The sequence below is a fragment of the Rheinheimera sp. 4Y26 genome, from assembly GCF_025245835.1.
GTDB lineage: Bacteria > Pseudomonadota > Gammaproteobacteria > Enterobacterales > Alteromonadaceae > Pararheinheimera.
In genome coordinates, this window is record NZ_JAOBWS010000003.1 from 103,931 (window position 1) to 121,698 (window position 17,768).

At 49.9% G+C, this 17,768-nt stretch carries 16 protein-coding genes and 1 riboswitch; of the genes, 5 read left to right on the forward strand and 11 right to left on the reverse strand.

Going from position 1 to position 17,768, the window contains the following annotated elements:
• Positions 1 to 51: 51 nt before the first annotated feature.
• Positions 52 to 1,929: a TonB-dependent receptor domain-containing protein gene (locus N3Z11_RS05805; protein WP_260656212.1), complete on the reverse strand. Its 1,878-nt coding sequence runs from the start codon at positions 1,927 to 1,929 to the stop codon at positions 52 to 54.
• A gap of 34 nt (positions 1,930 to 1,963) precedes the next feature.
• A riboswitch (cobalamin riboswitch) is annotated at positions 1,964 to 2,199 on the reverse strand.
• 86 nt (positions 2,200 to 2,285) lie between these two features.
• On the reverse strand, positions 2,286 to 2,768 hold the full coding sequence (locus N3Z11_RS05810) for a YajQ family cyclic di-GMP-binding protein (RefSeq protein ID WP_260656213.1): 483 nt from the start codon (positions 2,766 to 2,768) through the stop codon (positions 2,286 to 2,288).
• A 172-nt stretch (positions 2,769 to 2,940) separates the two neighbouring features.
• Between N3Z11_RS05810 and N3Z11_RS05815 the strand changes: the two genes are divergently transcribed.
• A complete protein-coding gene (locus N3Z11_RS05815) occupies positions 2,941 to 3,315 on the forward strand; it encodes a VanZ family protein (protein ID WP_260656214.1) in 375 nt (124 codons plus the stop codon).
• Positions 3,315 to 4,211 (forward strand): ketopantoate reductase family protein, encoded by an 897-nt coding sequence (locus N3Z11_RS05820; RefSeq protein WP_260656215.1) that lies wholly within the window; start codon positions 3,315 to 3,317, stop codon positions 4,209 to 4,211. The genes N3Z11_RS05815 and N3Z11_RS05820 overlap by 1 nt, the downstream gene beginning before the upstream one ends.
• A 20-nt stretch (positions 4,212 to 4,231) precedes the next feature.
• Here the strand turns inward: N3Z11_RS05820 and thiI are convergent, their stop codons facing one another.
• From thiI to pomA, 3 genes are all read right to left on the reverse strand, one after another.
• A complete protein-coding gene (gene thiI, locus N3Z11_RS05825) occupies positions 4,232 to 5,695 on the reverse strand; it encodes a tRNA uracil 4-sulfurtransferase ThiI (protein WP_260656216.1) in 1,464 nt (487 codons plus the stop codon).
• 132 nt (positions 5,696 to 5,827) lie between these two features.
• Positions 5,828 to 6,793, reverse strand: coding sequence for a flagellar motor protein MotB (locus N3Z11_RS05830; protein ID WP_260656217.1), 966 nt, complete (start codon positions 6,791 to 6,793; stop codon positions 5,828 to 5,830).
• An 8-nt stretch (positions 6,794 to 6,801) separates the two neighbouring features.
• Positions 6,802 to 7,572 carry a flagellar motor protein PomA gene (gene pomA / locus N3Z11_RS05835; RefSeq protein ID WP_260656218.1) on the reverse strand — a complete coding sequence of 257 codons (771 nt, stop codon included), beginning with the start codon at positions 7,570 to 7,572 and terminating at the stop codon, positions 6,802 to 6,804.
• Between the two features lie 190 nt (positions 7,573 to 7,762).
• Here pomA and xseB point away from each other — a divergent pair, with 190 nt between their 5' ends.
• Genes xseB through dxs form a run of 3 tightly spaced genes read left to right on the forward strand, consistent with a single transcriptional unit; the run spans position 7,763 to position 10,784 of the window.
• The gene (gene xseB / locus N3Z11_RS05840; RefSeq protein ID WP_260656219.1) at positions 7,763 to 8,008 is read left to right on the forward strand and encodes an exodeoxyribonuclease VII small subunit; all 246 of its coding nucleotides are present in this window, start codon (positions 7,763 to 7,765) and stop codon (positions 8,006 to 8,008) included.
• Between the two features lies 1 nt (position 8,009).
• Complete coding sequence (gene ispA / locus N3Z11_RS05845) at positions 8,010 to 8,897, forward strand: (2E,6E)-farnesyl diphosphate synthase (RefSeq protein ID WP_260656220.1); 888 nt, start codon at positions 8,010 to 8,012, stop codon at positions 8,895 to 8,897.
• A 15-nt stretch (positions 8,898 to 8,912) separates the two neighbouring features.
• The gene (gene dxs, locus N3Z11_RS05850) at positions 8,913 to 10,784 is read left to right on the forward strand and encodes a 1-deoxy-D-xylulose-5-phosphate synthase (protein ID WP_260656221.1); all 1,872 of its coding nucleotides are present in this window, start codon (positions 8,913 to 8,915) and stop codon (positions 10,782 to 10,784) included.
• A gap of 242 nt (positions 10,785 to 11,026) precedes the next feature.
• Here dxs and N3Z11_RS05855 read toward each other — a convergent pair whose 3' ends face one another.
• The 6 genes from N3Z11_RS05855 to ribBA all read right to left on the reverse strand — a co-directional run bounded on the left by N3Z11_RS05855 (position 11,027) and on the right by ribBA (position 17,730).
• Positions 11,027 to 14,083, reverse strand: coding sequence for a ligand-binding sensor domain-containing diguanylate cyclase (locus tag N3Z11_RS05855; RefSeq protein WP_260656222.1), 3,057 nt, complete (start codon positions 14,081 to 14,083; stop codon positions 11,027 to 11,029).
• A gap of 27 nt (positions 14,084 to 14,110) precedes the next feature.
• On the reverse strand, positions 14,111 to 14,587 hold the full coding sequence (locus N3Z11_RS05860; protein ID WP_260656223.1) for a phosphatidylglycerophosphatase A: 477 nt from the start codon (positions 14,585 to 14,587) through the stop codon (positions 14,111 to 14,113).
• Complete coding sequence (gene thiL / locus N3Z11_RS05865; RefSeq protein WP_260656224.1) at positions 14,587 to 15,546, reverse strand: thiamine-phosphate kinase; 960 nt, start codon at positions 15,544 to 15,546, stop codon at positions 14,587 to 14,589. The genes N3Z11_RS05860 and thiL overlap by 1 nt, the downstream gene beginning before the upstream one ends.
• Before the next feature lie 28 nt (positions 15,547 to 15,574).
• Positions 15,575 to 15,988, reverse strand: coding sequence for a transcription antitermination factor NusB (gene nusB / locus N3Z11_RS05870; RefSeq protein ID WP_260656225.1), 414 nt, complete (start codon positions 15,986 to 15,988; stop codon positions 15,575 to 15,577).
• A gap of 9 nt (positions 15,989 to 15,997) precedes the next feature.
• A complete protein-coding gene (ribE, locus tag N3Z11_RS05875) occupies positions 15,998 to 16,462 on the reverse strand; it encodes a 6,7-dimethyl-8-ribityllumazine synthase (RefSeq protein ID WP_260656226.1) in 465 nt (154 codons plus the stop codon).
• Between the two features lie 158 nt (positions 16,463 to 16,620).
• Complete coding sequence (gene ribBA / locus N3Z11_RS05880; protein ID WP_260656227.1) at positions 16,621 to 17,730, reverse strand: bifunctional 3,4-dihydroxy-2-butanone-4-phosphate synthase/GTP cyclohydrolase II; 1,110 nt, start codon at positions 17,728 to 17,730, stop codon at positions 16,621 to 16,623.
• Positions 17,731 to 17,768 lie beyond the last annotated feature (38 nt).

Consider the following 17,768-nt stretch of genomic DNA (forward strand, 5'->3'; position numbering starts at 1 on the left):
TGTGGTGCCGGCTTTATGCGCAGATAAAGTGGTGTTTAACAGAAGAAAACGTTAAAACGCCAGCACTTGAACCCCTAACACAAACTCCAGCCCGGCCTGACGATAACCCAGATTCGTCTGGTAAGTTTTATCAAACAGGTTGTCAACTTTGGCGCGAAGGGTAATGCCAGGCTGCCACTGATAAGCCACACCGGCACTCCAAATCAGGTAACTGCCAAGCTCAGGTTGCAGCTTGCCCTGCCAGTCTTTGCCGGAGAATGAGCGGCTCTGATATAAAGCTTCGGTGCTAAAAGTCCAGTCCTGGTAAGTTTTGCTGCCAAGCCAGCTGACTTTGTGCGCCGGACGTTTTACCAGCTTCAGGCCGGTTTTTTCATCTTTTCCGTCCAGATATCCGTAACTTAACCGCTGATCAACATCGTCGATTGCAAAAGCGGCACTGAGTTCCGCGCCCTGAATACTGGCCAGCAGCACATTGGTATTTTGCTGACCCCGCTGAATCAGATTGGTTAAGTCGCGGTCAAACAGCACCAAATCCAACTGAAGTGCCCGGAGCTGATAATTCAGCCCCAACTCACGGGATAACGACTCTTCCGGTTTTAACAGCGGATTACCGTATTTTGGCCAGTATAAGTCGTTAAAGGTCGGCACTTTAAATGCCGTGCCCTGACTAAAACGGGCGATTAAATCGTTGCTCAGATGATAACCAGCGCTGAACTGATAGGTGTTTTTATTGCCGTAGCTGGTAAAGTTGTCGTGACGCACTGCACCATCAAACAAATATTGATTGTTATCAAAGGCAAAACCGGCAAACACACTCTGGTTATTACGGCTATCGGACGAATAATTCGGCGCGTTTTTCAGCACCTGTTCCTGATACCAGCTGGCACCTGTTAAGAAAGTCCAGTCCGTGAATAAAGCGTAACTGAGCTGATAAGCCGCTTCATCTCTTTTGGTTTTAAACAAAGATTCCGGGCTTTGCGGGCCATAACTCACATCGCTGTCGACACTATGCGCCAGTTTTAATTGATGTGACAACGCGCCCTGCTGCAAACTCCAGTCGAGTTGATGCGAGTCTTGCTGCGTGTCGGCTTTATCACCACCGTAGTCACTGTCGAACTCGTAATAACCGTCGTTGAGCTGCGACTGCCAGCGCCACAAGCCCAGACGGCTTTGCAGTTCAGCTCCGGCATTAAGGTAACTTTGTTCAAAACCATCATCATCCGGATCTCCGCCTATTTTGGCGGAAAAACCATCGCCCATCGCAGTGCCAAGACTGCCAAACAACGTCAGGTCACCGTTTTTCTGACTGCCGGACAAACCCACTTCCGCCAGCTTATTGCTGCCTAAAGTAGCGTTAAATTCGGTTTTGTCGCCCCGACGGCTGGTAATGGCAATGACACCACCTAAAGCATCAGAGCCATACCAGGCGGCTTTAGGGCCACGGATAATTTCGATTTTTTCAATGAGTGCCACAGGCACCATGGCCAGCGACTGGTAACCCAAAGTGGCAGAGCCAATACGCACGCCGTCCAGCAGCACCAGAGTGTGACCACTACTGCCACCACGGATAAACACACTGCTGTTTTGGCCACGGCCACCGTCACGCGCCACGCTGACACCGGCCACTTGCTGCAATAAAGCCGGTAAATCACGTACCTGACGGCGGATAATTTCATCCCTGTTGATCACAGTGACGCTGCTTAAGGTTTCAGCCACAGCTTTGGCATGGCGATTGGCATAAATGCTGATATGTTCAAGCTCAGCCTCTGCAGCCTTGGTTTGAACGGTTTTGCTTTGAACGGATTTGGCTTGAACTGTTTGGGTTTGAACCGGCTCGTTTTGAGCAGGCTTGTTTTGAACAGGATTAGCTTCTGCAGCAACGGCAAAAGAGCTGACCACAGCCAGGGTCAGTACAGATAACTTCAACATGAAAACTCCAGATGACACGCCCACCGCGTGTTGTTGGGTGAATGAATTTTCAGGCCGGTCTCCGGGCTGCAGCATCCGGGCTGGTGTGGCTGATGCCAACACTCACCCAGTTCGTCTTATACCTTCCCATCCGAAGACAGTGGCAGTGAAAGACAAACAGCAAAATTGCTGATGATGTTACCGTTGCGGGGGCAGCTCTGGTGTTTCACCAGATTCCCGTTTCACTGTTGCAAGCCAAGCTTCAACAGCACCTGAAAAACGCGGCCACAGTGTAGCGGCCGCTGCTCGTTTGTCAATAGAAATCCAGATGGCTATTTCTAAAGCAAACTGCCGCCATCTGCAGTGAAGAACATTTTTTAATCGCGGAAGTTCTGATACTGGAATGGCTGGCCTAATTCCGCCTGACGAATAAGCGCTATGGCTTCCTGCAAATCATCACGTTTTTTACCAGACACCCGCACTTCATCCCCCTGAATAGCGGCTTGTACCTTGGATTTGCTTTCTTTGATCAGTTTGACAATTTTACGCGCCATATCCTGATCAATGCCTTGTTTTAACGACAATAACTGGCTGTAGGTTTTGCCGGAATGCACCACATCCTCTTCTTTAAAAGAGCGCACATCAAGATTACGTTTGACTGCCTTGGCCAGAAAAATTTCTTTCATCTGCTGCAGCTGAAACTCAGCTTCGGCGCTCATGCTGACTTGTTTGTCTTTTAATTCAAATTTGGCGTTAATACCACGAAAATCAAAACGGGTGTCCAGCTCGCGGTTGGCGTTATCGACCGCGTTTAATACTTCCTGCAAATCAACTTTAGAAACAATATCAAATGAAGGCATTGAGGCTCTCCTTAAAATTCAATCAGATCAGGCCCAAAAGCGGCACCATCAGATGCACGCCCTGGCGAGTGCTCATCGCCTGTTGCAATGGGCTCTGGTAATGGTGCGCTGGATTATAGCGAAAATGGTCGTATAATCCGAGCCTTGGCGTTTTTCTTCTACGGGATTTTTTATGTTGCCTGGCCGTCCCTGGTTTTTTCGTCTGTTGTTTTTGCTTGCACTGGTTGTGTGCAGTTACGGATTTTTAAAAGACGTCAGCGGCCTGCCCTCAAGCTGGATGCCCAATGACAAACTGATGCATGGTCTGATATTCCTGCTGTTGATGTTACTTTGGCAACTTAGTTTTTATCGCCTTGTACTACCGGGTTTGGTGTTACTTGGCATTTATGGCGGCGCTATTGAACTGGCACAGCACTTTTTCACCACAAGGTTTGGCGATTGGTGGGATTTTCTGGCCGACCTTTGTGGTTTGGCTTTAGCGCTGCTGCTGTGGCAACTGCCTTTCTGGCGCCGTTTTCAACAGTTGCCAGCAGAAGGGACCCGCTGATGTCGGCGCCCTGGCTGGTGGTGGGTAAAGGCGCTATTGGTTTATTGGCGGCCAGCAGATGGTTACTCAGTAACCAGAGCCTGTGGTTATGGCAAAAAACACCACAGCCACTGAGTTATCGATTTAGCGCCGGTGGCCGCGACTTTGCCATGCAGCTGCAAAATGCCGTACAAGGCCCCTTTAGCAAAGTGCTGGTGCCGGTGAAAGCTTATGATGTGGTGCATGTGGTACAAACTTTATTGCCGCATTTAGCTGACAAGGCGCAGCTGGTGCTCTGTCACAATGGCATGGGCACGCTGGAGCCTGTTGCTGCTTTACTCAAGCCCGGTCAGGGCTTGTGGTTCGCCAGCACCAGCCATGGCGCTTATAAACCTCATGCCCTGCATGTAATCCACAGTGGCCTGGGCAGCACTGTATTGGCGCCCTGTAATGACGCCGCCCGTTGCTCTGAGACGCCCATCGCCGCTGAGCTTACCCAGGCATTGTCGCCGCTGACGCTGGTGGACGACATTCAGCCCTATTTATGGCAGAAGCTCGCGGTCAATAGTGTGATTAATCCGCTCACTGCGTTACATCAATGCCAGAACGGTGAATTAAACCAGGCGCAGTATCAGGCGCAGATCAAGGCTTTATTGGCTGAGTTTGTACAGGTGGCAGCAGCCTGTGGTCAGCAGTTTAGCGAAGACACGCTTTATCAGCTGGTGCAGCAAGTACAGAGCAATACAGCGCAGAATTTTTCTTCCATGCTACAGGATGTGACCGCTGGCCGGCGCACTGAACTTGGCGCTATTACCGGCTATTTATTACAACAAGCGGCGGCGCATCAGCTCAGCATACCGACCCATCAGGCGCTGTATCAGGCGCTGGAGGCTAAGCTCGCGCCCTGGCAGTTATAGGCTGTTATCAACAAAGACTGCTATTTGTCTTTTTTGTACACTGCCACGTTCTGGTACCCCTGCTCTTTGAGCAGCAGTGCCTGCAAACGGCTCATCACACCACGGTCACAATACAGATAATATTGTTTGTCTTTAGCAAGCTCAGCAAAACCCGAGGCAATTTTATAAAACGGCAGCTCTATCACCTGATGACTGTCCAGTTGCAGCGGGTTTCGCTCGGCTTCATCCGGTGCACGCACATCAAGCACCACAGCGCCTTCAGGTAACACAGCTTCAGTGTCGATGGTGGCAACCTGCTGGCCGGCCTGATATTCCACAGTGCGGATATCCAGCACTTTGGCGTCCTCACTGACTTTTTCCAGAATACTAAAATCAAACCGCGCTTCTGCCGCGTTTACATCGGCCAGCACCGCATTAATGGTCGGACTTTTGGAAATCACACCACAATATTCCGGCATGGTCTTGGCAAGGTCTTCCACACCAATAGCACGGGCAATATCAATAATCTCCTGTTTGTCCTGATACACCAGCGGGCGCAAGATCAGCATCTCGGTAACCCGGTCAATGACGTTTAAATTAACAATGGTTTGGCTTGCCACCTGGCCAATACTTTCACCTGTCACTACAGCTTTAATATTCAGACTGTCCGCTACTGTGGTGGCAGCGCGCATCATCATGCGTTTAAGCACAACGCCCATCAGACCGTTGTCGATTTTTTCCAGAATTTCAGTGACCACAGGGGCAAAATCAACAGAAACAAACTTCACCTTGTGCGACAGGCTGTATTTTTGCCACAGATAAAAAGCCATTTGCCGCACCCCGGTTTCGTGGGCGGCGCCGCCTAAGTTAAAAAACAAATAATGGGTGCGAAGGCCTTTACGGATCATCAGATAACTGGCCACTGCCGAATCAAAACCACCGGAAATCAGCGACAACACATCGCCCTGCGATGGCAGCGGGAAACCGCCCATGCCCTGATAAGCCCGGCGCACAATAATGAGTTTTTCTTTGCGTATTTCCACCAGCACTGTCACGTCCGGCTGCTTTAACTTCACCTGCGCTGTTGGAATATGCTGATTAAGCCCACCGCCGATATAACGTTCGGCTTCAATGGAAGAAAAGTCATGATTGCCCTGCCGGCGCACCCGCACACAAAAGGTTTTGCCATGCAGCTGGTCACGGTACACCGCCAGCACCTGCTCAAAAATATCGTGTAATGAGCTAAATTCCGATGATTGCATCCGGGCAAACTGCACAATGCCTGGAATACATTGCAGCTGCTCGGCCATTTTTTGCGCCAATGCTTCATCGCCCTGTGGCGACATCACTGTTAAATGGTCATACAGATTACGCACCACAATGGACGGGTCCAGTTGCAGCAGAATGGTTTTCAGATTTTGTTCCAGCAGCATGGTCTGGCGCTTACGCACCGACTTACTTTTAATGGAGATTTCGGGGTGTAACTTAACAATAAATTCAATCATAACTGGGCTGCCGGCAAAAAACTGGCGCGCATTATAACGCCATTGCTTAAAAACGGCAGAGATTTGTCTAAGGTGCTGCGCTTTGGCTGCACCTTAGACAAGCATCACCACATAGGTGTGAGATCTGCCGGATCAGTTTGGTTGTGACTGAACCGGTTGGCTGACTGGTGGTGTCTGGGGTTGCAGCTGAATAGGCGCCGACTCTTTGGCTTTACCCTGCATAATGGAAATTTCTACCCTGCGGTTACGCTTGCGGTTGGCTTCGGTGTCGTTCGGTACCAGCGGCCTGGTATCGGCATGGCCCACCACCACAATACGGTCTTTTTCGAGGCCAGTGCCCGCTAGCAACTCAGTGGCGACCGATACTGCGCGTTTTGCCGACAATTCCCAGTTATTGCTGTTTAACTCGTCCGACACCTGATCATTGTCGGTATGACCTGAAACAGTAATCTCGCCCGGAATATCTTTTAAAATCACGCCAATTTGCTGAACTATGGGTTTAAAGCGCGGCTGCAAAAAAGTGGAGCCGGACGGGAATGAGCCGTTTTCACGAATACGGATAATAATTTGCTGACCGAGGGACTCCAGCTCTACAGCGCCGTCCTGAATTTGCTGCTCCATCTGCTCAGCAATTTTTTTCACCATTTCGTTCACCTGTTCCTGCATCATCGCAGTTTCGGTTTCCGGTTGCGCCTGGCTTTGTTCATCCGGACTGTCGCTTAAACCACCGGTTTTGTCTTCTCTTTGCTCCTGCCTGCCACCGGCAGAGTCTTCTTCACCCGCTTCAAACTCCAGCGTTTGTTGGGTCATATCCACGGTTTGTTGTTGTAGGGTGTCTATCGGAGTTGGATCAGGCCGGCCTGGTCTGAATTCCATCGCAATAACACTGGTGCCTTTGGGAATGTCTTTGACTTCAATTTTATTTTGCACACCAAAAGCAAAAGCCATGGAACCCGCCAGCTGTTTGAACTTTTGTACGTCCATCTCGGAAAAAGACAGCAACAACACAAAAAAGCACATTAACAAAGACATTAAGTCAGCAAAGGTACCCATATAAGCGGGCAATCCCGGCGGTGGACATTTTGGACATTCAGCCATATCCGCTCCTACTCTGCTTCAGCTTTGGCTTCGCGTTTTGCCGCCATTAAATAATTGCGCAGTACCCCTTCAATCACTTTCGGGTTCTGACCGTCCTGAATGCCCATAATGGCGTCCAGAATCAGCTGATTATTAATTTTTTCTTCTTCGTTACGGATGGCCATTTTATCAGCCAGCGGAATACAGAGACAGTTAGCCAAAATTGCGCCATATAAGGTTGTTAATAAAGCAACGGCCATGGCTGGGCCTATAGCTTTAGGGTCCGACATATTGGCCAGCATTGCCACCAACCCCACCAGAGTACCGATCATGCCCATCGCCGGCCCCAGATCCCCCATATTTTTAAAAATAGAGATATACAGGGCATGGCGGTTATAGGTGAGATCAATATCTTTTTCCAGAGTACCACGCACGACATCAGCATCGTGGCCGTCTACCAGCATATTGATGCCCTTTTGCATAAAAGGGTTGGGAATTTCAGCCTCTTCTAACGCTAAAAACCCCCCTTTTCGGGCGGAGTCCGCCAACTGCACAGCTTTTTCAATCAGCTCTTCCGGCGCTTCGCTTTTAAACATAAAAGCTTTTCCAGCGGCTTTAAATGAGCCGCCGAGCTGACCAAAGGTAAATTTCATGATGACAACAGTGATGGTGCCACCAAAAACGATCACGATGGAGACAAAATCATAAAACATCACCAGATTGCCGGCAGCAGCCAGGTACATAGCCCAGACCATCATGCCTATAGTGGCAACTAAACCTATGACGGTTGCTAAATCCACATCGAATCTCCCGAAAAGTACAAACCAAATATCAGTTTTATCTTAGCTTATAGTGAGTTATCGACCAATAGCAGTAAATGCTTAAAAATATTTGAGTTGTGCGCCAAATTTAGTTGCCGCCACCGCCATTCTGATTGACCATAGCCAAGCTCTGAGGTAACTTTGCGCACACTTTTAAAAAGGCCGGATTATGAGTAAAAAGCAAGCAAATCCGCAGCAATTTGAGCAGATGATCGCCGAGCTGGAGACTATTGTGCAACAGCTGGAACAAGGTGATCTGTCGCTTGATGATGCGCTGCAACAATTCGAACGGGGCGTTGCCCTCGCCCGTGCCAGCCAACAACAGCTGCAAACTGCGGAACAAAAAGTGCAAATTCTGCTGCAACAAAATAACAGCGAACAGCTGGTTGCTTTTACACCGGCCGCAGGAGAATAACGTGGCGTTAACCCTGTTACCGCTCTACCAGCAAAGGGTGGAGCAAAAAATGACAGCGCTGCTGCAATCCAGAATCAATACTGACGCTGAGTTATTGCAGGCAATGCAATACAGTCTGTTGTCGGGCGGTAAAAGAGTACGGCCTTTCCTGGTGTACAGTTGCGGCCAGATGCTGGGCGCTTTGCTGGATGATTTGGATGCACCGGCGATGGCGCTGGAGTGTCTGCATACTTATTCGCTGATCCACGACGACTTGCCGGCGATGGACAACGACGACTTACGTCGCGGCCGCCCAACCTGCCATAAGGCTTTTAACGAAGCCACCGCCATTCTGGCCGGGGATGCGTTGCAAGCCATTGCTTTTGAAGTATTGGCTGCACATCCTTATCAGCAGGTTGATTTTAGCGAGCGGCTACAGCTGGTACAGCAACTGGCCATGCACTCAGGTTATAACGGTATGTGTGGCGGTCAGGCGATAGACCTCGCCCACACCAACAAGCCAATGACGGTTGAGGCGCTTGAAGCCATGCATCAGCTGAAAACCGGTGCTCTGATTGAATCTGCAGTTCAGATGGCCTGGTTATGCAGCCCCAAACGAGATGAAGCTGAACTGGCCGCACTGGTGAAATATGCCAGAGCTCTGGGCCTGGCATTTCAGGTGCAGGACGATATTCTCGACATTGAAGGTGACACTGCGACCCTTGGTAAACCTCAGGGTTCAGATCTGCAGGCCAACAAAGCCACCTATCCGGCCTTGCTGGGGCTGGACGTGGCCAAAGCCAAGGCACAACAACTCTTTGCACAAGCCAAAGACGCGCTTTCTGTGTTACCTTATGACACCCAACAACTCAGCGCATTTGCCCATTACGTAATTGCACGCAGCTTTTGACCAAGGTTTTTGTTTATGGCGCCCGATATTCTTGATTACCCACTGTTAGCCAAAGCCAATCTGCCCTCAGAGCTGCGCCAGTTGCCACAAGAGCAGCTTGCCAAACTCAGCCATGAGCTGCGTGACTATTTATTAAAATCGGTCAGTCAAAGTAGTGGCCATTTTGCTTCCGGCCTTGGCACTATTGAGCTGACAGTTGCCCTGCATTATGTCTATAACACGCCTTTTGACCGGCTGATTTGGGATGTGGGTCATCAGGCTTATCCGCACAAAATTCTGACCGGCCGGCGCGACCGTATGCCGACCATCCGGCAGTTAAACGGTTTACACCCATTCCCATGTCGTGAAGAGAGTGAATACGACACTTTAACTGTGGGTCACTCCAGCACCTCAATCAGCGCCGCTTTGGGGATGGCGATTGCCGCCAAAGCCGAGCAGAAAAACCGCAAAGTGGTTGCGGTGATTGGAGATGGCGCCATTACGGCCGGTATGGCTTTTGAAGCGCTGAATCATGCCGGCGAAGTGAAACCCGACATGCTGGTGATTTTAAACGACAACGAAATGTCGATTTCCGAAAACGTCGGTGCGTTAAACCGTTATTTTGCCCGCATTTTATCGGGTAATTTTTATACCAGCCTGCGTGAAGGCGGTAAAAAGATTTTAAGCGGCACTCCTTTGCATGAGCTGGCAAGCCGGGCTGAAGAACATTTTAAAGGCATGGTGACCCCTGGTACTTTTTTTGAAGAGTTAGGTTTTAACTACATAGGCCCTATTGATGGCCATGATGTCGTGACCTTAGTCGATACTATCCGCAATATGCGCCAGCTCAAAGGCCCGCAACTTTTGCATGTAGTGACGAAAAAAGGCAAAGGATATGCGCCGGCCGAGCAAGACCCTATTGGTTATCACGCCGTGAGCAAGTTTGACCCAAATAGCCAGGGCACCCCGGCAAAAAAAGCCGGCAAACCGAATTTTTCCAATATTTTTGGCAACTGGGTGTGTGATATGGCAGCGCTGGATCCCAAGCTGCAGGCTATTACACCAGCCATGCGCGAAGGTTCAGATTTAGTACGTTTTTCAAAAACTTATCCTGACAGATATTTTGACGTAGCCATTGCCGAACAACATGCAGTGACTTTAGCCGCAGGTATGGCGATTGACGGTTTAAAACCTGTGGTTGCTATTTATTCCAGCTTTTTACAGCGCGGTTATGATCAGCTTATTCATGATGTCGCACTGCAAAATCTTGATGTGCTCTTTGCCATTGACCGCGCCGGTATTGTCGGTGCCGACGGTGCGACTCACCAGGGTGCTTTTGACTTAAGTTATATGCGGGCTATTCCGAATATGCTGATTATGGCGCCTTCTGATGAAAATGAATGTCGTCAGATGCTGTACACCGGCTACATGCACAAAGGCCCGGCTGCAGTACGTTATCCGCGCGGTTACGCCAACGGCACCGAAGCGCAAAACAACATGACTTTACTGCCTGTCGGCCAGAGCCGCACTGTGCGTCAGGGCAAAAACATCGCCATTCTTGCTTTTGGTCCGCTGCTGCATCAGGCCATAGCCGCCGCCGAAACTTTGGATGCCACTCTGGTGGATATGCGTTTTGTTAAACCTTTGGATTTACCACTGCTGCAACAACTGGCCACTCACCACCAGACACTGGTGACGCTGGAAGACAACGCCATTGCCGGTGGTGCCGGCTCTGCAGTCAATGAAGCTGTGGCTGCACTGCGTTTACCTTATGCACTGCTGAATCTGGGGTTACCGGATCAGTTTATCCGTCACGGCTCGCAGGAAGAGTTGTATGCAGAGCTTGGCCTTGACAGCGCCGGCATTCTTTCGCGTATTCAGCAGTTTGTAACACCACAGTCTGCTTAAAAGCGCTGTAAAACAAAGCTGTAATAACAAAACACAAGGCAAAATTTATCAGTAAAAAGCCCGGTTAAACACCGGGCTTTTTTATTGTTCCGTTAAAACCACTTTCAGAAGAGGTGGTTTGTTTCTCTGGTTGCTTATCAATAACCCTAAATATGTAGTGAACGCCTGAACGCAGCTTTGCCCAGGCCTATCCGCTGCGTTATCAGAACTGCCCGGCAACACCAGGCAGGCGCTTTGCTCATTTAAGGATTGGCTTTACCTACTTTACATAAAGTTAAATCAAACCAAGCCACACTGCCGGCCAGGAATTTTTCGACCTGAGCTTCAATATGGTTACTGTCTTCAAACTCAAAAGCATCCACTTGCTGATCAAACAAAATAGTGGCAACGCCATTACGTCCGGCATGTTTAACATGGAACAGCGCCAGCTCAGCCAGCTGTAATGAAACTTCCCAGCCAATCAGCTGACCACCTAACAAATCAAGTGGATACAGCGCATAACCTATAGAACAATTCAGCCGCACTGCTCTGCCATCCGGCAGTAAAAACGACTCCAGCGCCACCAGCTCGTTTAAACGCAGTGCAAACTCTTTGACTAAATCCTGCGGTACGTCTCTGAGCACCAGCATAAATTCTTCACCGGCGTAACGCACCACATAATCCGATCCCCGGGTTTCACGAATAAGCAAACCACTGATTTGCTGTAATACGCTGTCGCCGGCACTGTTGCCATATTTGTCATTGATATGCTTAAAGTTATCCAAATCCAGATGAATAAGTGCAATACACTTGTTTTGCGCCAGCATAGATTCGCGGTTGCGCTGATAATGCTCAATGTCCTTGGGCAACTGTTCAAACATAAAACGGCGGTTACGAAGACCGGTTAACGGATCTTTATGGGTCAACTGCGACAACTGCTCATTGAGCTCGTTGAGCTTGGTATTGCTGTTTTCCAGCTCCTGGGTGCGTTGCTTAACCAGTTTGGTTAAGGACGCTTCCCTAAGCTGGTTATTGCGCCTGCCAAGCCAGAACAACCCATACAGAATGATCAAAGCCAACAGCAGCCAAAGTCCACGATAAATAATGGTTTCGTCAAAACGTTTAGGGATCACCAGCTCAAGTTCGGTATTTTGCGCCAGCTCCCAGCTTTGGGTGCTTTGCCGGCTTTGCAGCTGGAATTGATAAGTGCCGGGCGGCAGGTTGGTATAAATCGCTTCACGTCTGCTGCCGACATAGTGCCAGCCGGCATCAAAACCTTTGAGCTGATAACGGAACTCCAGCGCTGTAGGTGTTAAAAAATCAACGGCGGTGTAACGTAACGTTAAATTGCGCTCGTCGGTGGCCATCACCTGCCGGCTCTGCGCAGGCTGCACTTCGTAACTGCGCTGCTGCGACACGACCTGCTGCAGCATTGGTCTGCTGGTGCTGCTTGGGCCACCTTTAAAGTTCAATGGCACCGACACCAGGCCTTTTAAGGTTGGGTAATACAGCTGCTGATCCAGCATCGCCACTTTGCTATGACCCGTGCCGTTACAACAACGGCCAGGTGCAGTGCCAAGCTGGCGATCGTAAGGTGTTAACACCTGTTCAAATAACGATTTGCTCTGATCGTTACGTACCAGATCGGCCGGATGAAAACGGAAAATACCTTTGAGGGTACTGGCCCAGACATAACCTGACTGGATATCGTCATACAAACTGACAATAGGTTCAAAGGGCAGACCATTGGCGGTATCAAACTGCAACCATTTTCCGTCAAACTGGCGGATAAACAAACCGTCGTCGATGGTCGAGGCGAGCAAGGTTCCGTCCTTGCGCCACAACAAACTGCTGACATAAGCGTTGTACAGCGGGCTGCCAAGGCCTATGCGCAACAATTTACCGCCCTGATACTGAAAACCACCTCTGGTGGTGCCTATCAAAAGTTTATCGCCCTGGTCGGCAATATAGGTAATAACGGTAGATTCAAGCTCGTTATTGGCAGCAAAAACTTTCAGCTCACCATCCTGATACTGATAAATACCGGCACTGGTGCCAAGCCAGAATCCACCGGCTAATCTGGGTTTGACTACCCTTGCCTTCACCCCTTGTAACTGAGGATCCAGCTGCTTCAGCTCGCCACTTTGCACGTTCAACCGGTACACGCCGCTGTCGCTGGCCAGCAGCCAGCTGTCGCCGTCCTGCTGCATATCCTGCACTGTGCCAAGACTGATATTGTTATTCAGCGCAATGGTGGAAAACTGCTGACTTGCATCAAGCAAACCCAGGCCCTGTTGTAACGCGAGCAGCAAACGGCCATCGGCGGTTGCAGCCACACTGCGCACCACTTCATCCGGCTGGTTCTTACCGACAATACGGTTAATTTTACCTCTGGATGCACGGTAAATACCGTCGCCAAAACTGCCAAGCCAGACGTTTTGCTGCCGGTCCTGATAAATGTCGGTAAACAAAGTGGAACTGCCAAGCTCGTCACGGCTGATCACCTGCCAGTCCTGCCCCTGATGGCGGTGAAACAACTCGCTGTAGCCTGACACCCAATCGCCCTGCTGTTTATCATGAAACAACTTGTACACCGCTTTGGAATCGCGCTGTGGCAAAGGACAACGATGAAACTGCTTATCGGCTGCCACGTGGTAATAACCCTGCTCGCTGGCCAAATGCAGGCTGTTATGCTCCCATAACAGGTCATACACCGGATGTTGGGCTAAGTCCGACGGCAGCGTCAGTTTATCCAGCTGCCCTGCCCTGGAGATTTTATATAAAAATTTACTGCTGCTGATCCAGACATCGGTTGGCGTCACTTCCAGCTGATTGACCTGCTCTTTAACCTGCTCTACCCGGCTGATTTTGCCTTCTTTCACACGAAACAGATTGTCTGCGGCCACCCAGATTTCATCCGGGGCAACTTCTACAATGGCGGTTACTTCGCCCAGGATCGGATAACGGTCAAACTTTAGCGTGGCGCTGTTGACACCGGATAATCCTGAGCGGGTTCCAACCCAGATATAACCGTTGCTGTCGGTTAATAAGCGGGTAATGGTATTACTGACCAGGTGGCGGTTGGCCTGCGAGGTAAAAACATCAAAACTATTGCCGTCAAAACGGTTCAGGCCGGTTAAGGTGCCTATCCATAAATAACCCTGCTGATCCTGAGTGACAGCACGCACTGAGTTATTGGATAAGCCATCAGCGGCAGTCCACTGTTTAATATCGTAATCGTAGATAGACTGCGGCTGTTGCGCCTTGAGATTTGCGGAGAAAAAAAGCAGTAATAACAAAAACAAAGAGGCAGAATTCATAACGACCTGCAGCAGGTTAACCGGTTTTTACAATTGAAGCGGTAACCATACACTATGAAGCAGCAGACAGGCCAGCACTCCGGCGACAATATCATCCATCATCACACCTAAACCGCCGTGTAAATTGCGGTCAAACCAACGGATTGGCCAGGGTTTGAGGATATCCAACAGGCGGAATAACACAAAAGCCAGCAGCACATTCTGCAGGTTAAAAGGCACAGCCCAGAGCGTGATGGCGAAACCAACAATTTCGTCAAACACAATGGCACCGTGATCTTCAGCGCCAATATCGCGGCTGACCACTTCACACAGATACACACCGAGCAGCGCAGCGGCAACAATAGCAACACCAGCCCAGAGCGGCGATATCAGCGCCAGCAGCCACACCAGCGGCAAGGCAGCCAGAGTGCCAAAGGTGCCCGGCGCTTTGGGCGCAAGACCACTGCCAAAACCCAGTGCCAGCCAATGTTGCCATTTATGCAGCAAAAACGGATGTGCTTTCATTAAAAGTGCTGGTATCCCTGATGCTGATAGGCAAAAGGCTGATCACCCTGGCGAAGTTCCAGTTTACCGGCCACACCGGTAATACGGCCAATGCAGGTCACAGGCACGCCATAAGGCGATAACAACACTTCCAGTGATCCTCTTTTGTCTTCCGGCACGGTAAACAACAGTTCGTAGTCTTCACCACCGGATAAGGCACACTGAAGCGCTTGTTGCCAGTCACAACTGTCTTTCAGTGCCTGTGACATTGGGATCTTATTCACGTCCACTGTCGCCCCCACTTTGGACCTTTTCAGAATATGCGGCAAATCACCACATAAACCGTCAGAAATATCCATAGCACTACTGGCAATGGTGCGAAGCGCCTGACCCAAGGCCACCCTGGCTGTTGGATAATGAAAACGCTGCAGAATATGGGCACGGTGTTTTTTGCTGACTTCCACCTGATTCTGCACCAGCTTTAGCCCCAAAGCAGCATCACCCAGAGTGCCGGTGACATAAATGTAATCGCCTACTTTAGCGCCGGCACGTGTTAAGGCTTTGCCTTTGGGAACCAACCCCTTGGCAATCACCGTCAGGGTAAGCGGGCCACGGGTGGTATCACCGCCAATCAGCTGACAATTGTAATAATCGGCGGTTTCACTTAAACCTTCGGCAAAAGCCTGCAGCCAGACGTTATCGACTTGCGGCAAACTAATCGCCAGCGACAACCAGCAAGGCTCGGCGCCCATGGCCGCCAAATCGCTGACATTCACCGCCACCAGCTTATGACCAAGCGCGCGCGGGTCTACGTCAGGGAAAAAATGCACGCCTTGCACCATAGTGTCGGTGGTTACCACCAGATCAAAACCTTCGCGGATTTGCACTACAGCGCCGTCGTCACCAACACCAATGACAACGTCGGCTCTGCTACGGCCAGCCTGACTAAAACATTCGGAAATGAGTTCAAATTCGCCCATAAAAAAGCCGACTTTCGCCGGCTCTCCATCAATTTGGCCGCAGTAGTTTCACTGCTTTATCGAGGATGCCGTTGACGAACTTGTGACTGTCGTCGGCGGCGAAGGCTTTGGCGAGCTCAATCGCCTCATTGATGACAACCTTGTAAGGCACATCAAGGCGGAACTTCAGTTCATAAGCCGAAACACGCAAAATAGCTTTTTCTACCAGATCAATTTCTTCAAAAGGACGGTCGATAAAAGGTTTAACCGCTTCATCAAGCACGGCATAGTTCACAGCCACACCACGCAGAATATCCTGAAAATAACCTACATCCAGATGTTTAGTGTTCTGTTCCAGCAGTAATTGCTGTTCAATATCGCCAATAGGGTTTTTGCTGACCTGCCAGCTGTAAACCCCCTGGACTGCCAGCGAACGGGACTGGCGACGTGCGTTTGGTTTCATCAAAAAATCCTAGATTTGTGCTAACACATTAACCATTTCGAGGGCAGACATGGCAGCTTCGCCACCTTTGTTGCCCATTTTGGTGCCAGCACGTTCAATCGCCTGCTCAATGCTTTCAACTGTCAGTACACCAAAAGCAACCGGCAGGTTGTGTTGCATTGACACCTGGGCAATGCCTTTAACACATTCACCGGCGACATATTCAAAATGCGGCGTGCCGCCACGGATCACTGCACCTAACGCAATTACGGCATCATATTTGCCGCTTTGCGCAACTTTTTGTACGGCCAGTGGCAGCTCAAAAGCGCCTGGGATCCGCACCACGGTAATATCGCTATCGGCAACATCGCCCACCCGTTTTAAGGTATCAACTGCGCCTTCCAGCAGACTCTCCACGATAAAGCTATTAAAACGTGCCACCACAATGGCAAACTTTTTACCTTTGGCAGCTAAACCAGCTTCAATCACTTGCATGGGTAATCCTCGTTATTGTTAAACCTTGCTGTAAAACAAGGGCATGGCCGTTGATAGCCAACATCATTTCATACGGATGGTAAAAAAGGCCGCATATGATAACACAACAACGGCCTCATCCGACTAGTGTTTCTTTTTATCTACAGCACAAATCGCTGTTATTCCGAAACGTAATCCACCACATCCAGGCCAAAACCAGACAGTGCATGGTAACGTTTTGGCTGACTTAATAAACGCATTTTCCGCACGCCCAAACTAGCCAGAATTTGTGAACCGACACCGACATTACGTGACGTGCCTTTCCAGGGCGCACTAACAGGTTTTTCACCTTTGTCTTCGGCTTCAAACGCCTGCACTGTTGCCATCAGCTCTTCGGTGCTCTCGTGTTTGCCCAAAAGTACCAGTACACCACCTTCGGCATTAATACGTTTCATTGCACTGTGTAGTGAAAAACTGCGGTTGGCTGCGCGGTCTGCCAGCAATAAGTCACTGAAAGTATTGTGTAAATGCACCCGAACTAAGGTAGGTTTTTCTGGGTTGATCTCGCCTTTGACCAGTGCAAAGTGGATTTGATTGTCGATGGTGTCACGAAAGGTCACCAAATCAAATTCACCACAGGCTGTCGGTAATTTACAGCTGGCAACTTTTTCAATGGTGGTTTCGTTGAGGTTCCGGTATTCAATTAAATCGGCGATGGTGCCAATTTTAATGCCGTGTTTGGCGGCAAATTTTTCAAGGTCTGGCCGGCGTGCCATGGTGCCGTCGTCATTGAGGATTTCGACAATGACTGAGGCCGGCTCTAACCCCGCCAGTCTGGCTAAATCGCAGCCTGCTTCAGTGTGACCGGCGCGCACCAGTACACCGCCATCCTGCGCCATCAAAGGGAAAATATGACCAGGCTGCACAATGTCGCTGGCTTTGGCGTCACGCGCGACTGCCGCTTTTACCGTACGGGCACGGTCAGCCGCCGAAATACCTGTGGTCACGCCTTCCGCTGCTTCAATCGACAACGTAAAAGCGGTGGCAAACTGTGATTTGTTTTTGTCCACCATAAGACTCAGGTTCAGCTGCTTACAACGGTCGCGGGTTAAGGTCAGACAAATCAGGCCACGGCCATAAGTGGCCATAAAGTTGATAGCGTCCGGGGTGACATAATCGGCCGCCATCACTAAATCACCTTCGTTTTCACGGTCTTCGTCATCCATCAGAATGACCATTTTACCGTTACGAATATCTTCAATAATTTCAGCAGGCGTATTTAATTGCATAACTCACCTAAGAGGGTTTTCACCCTGTTGTTGGCTCA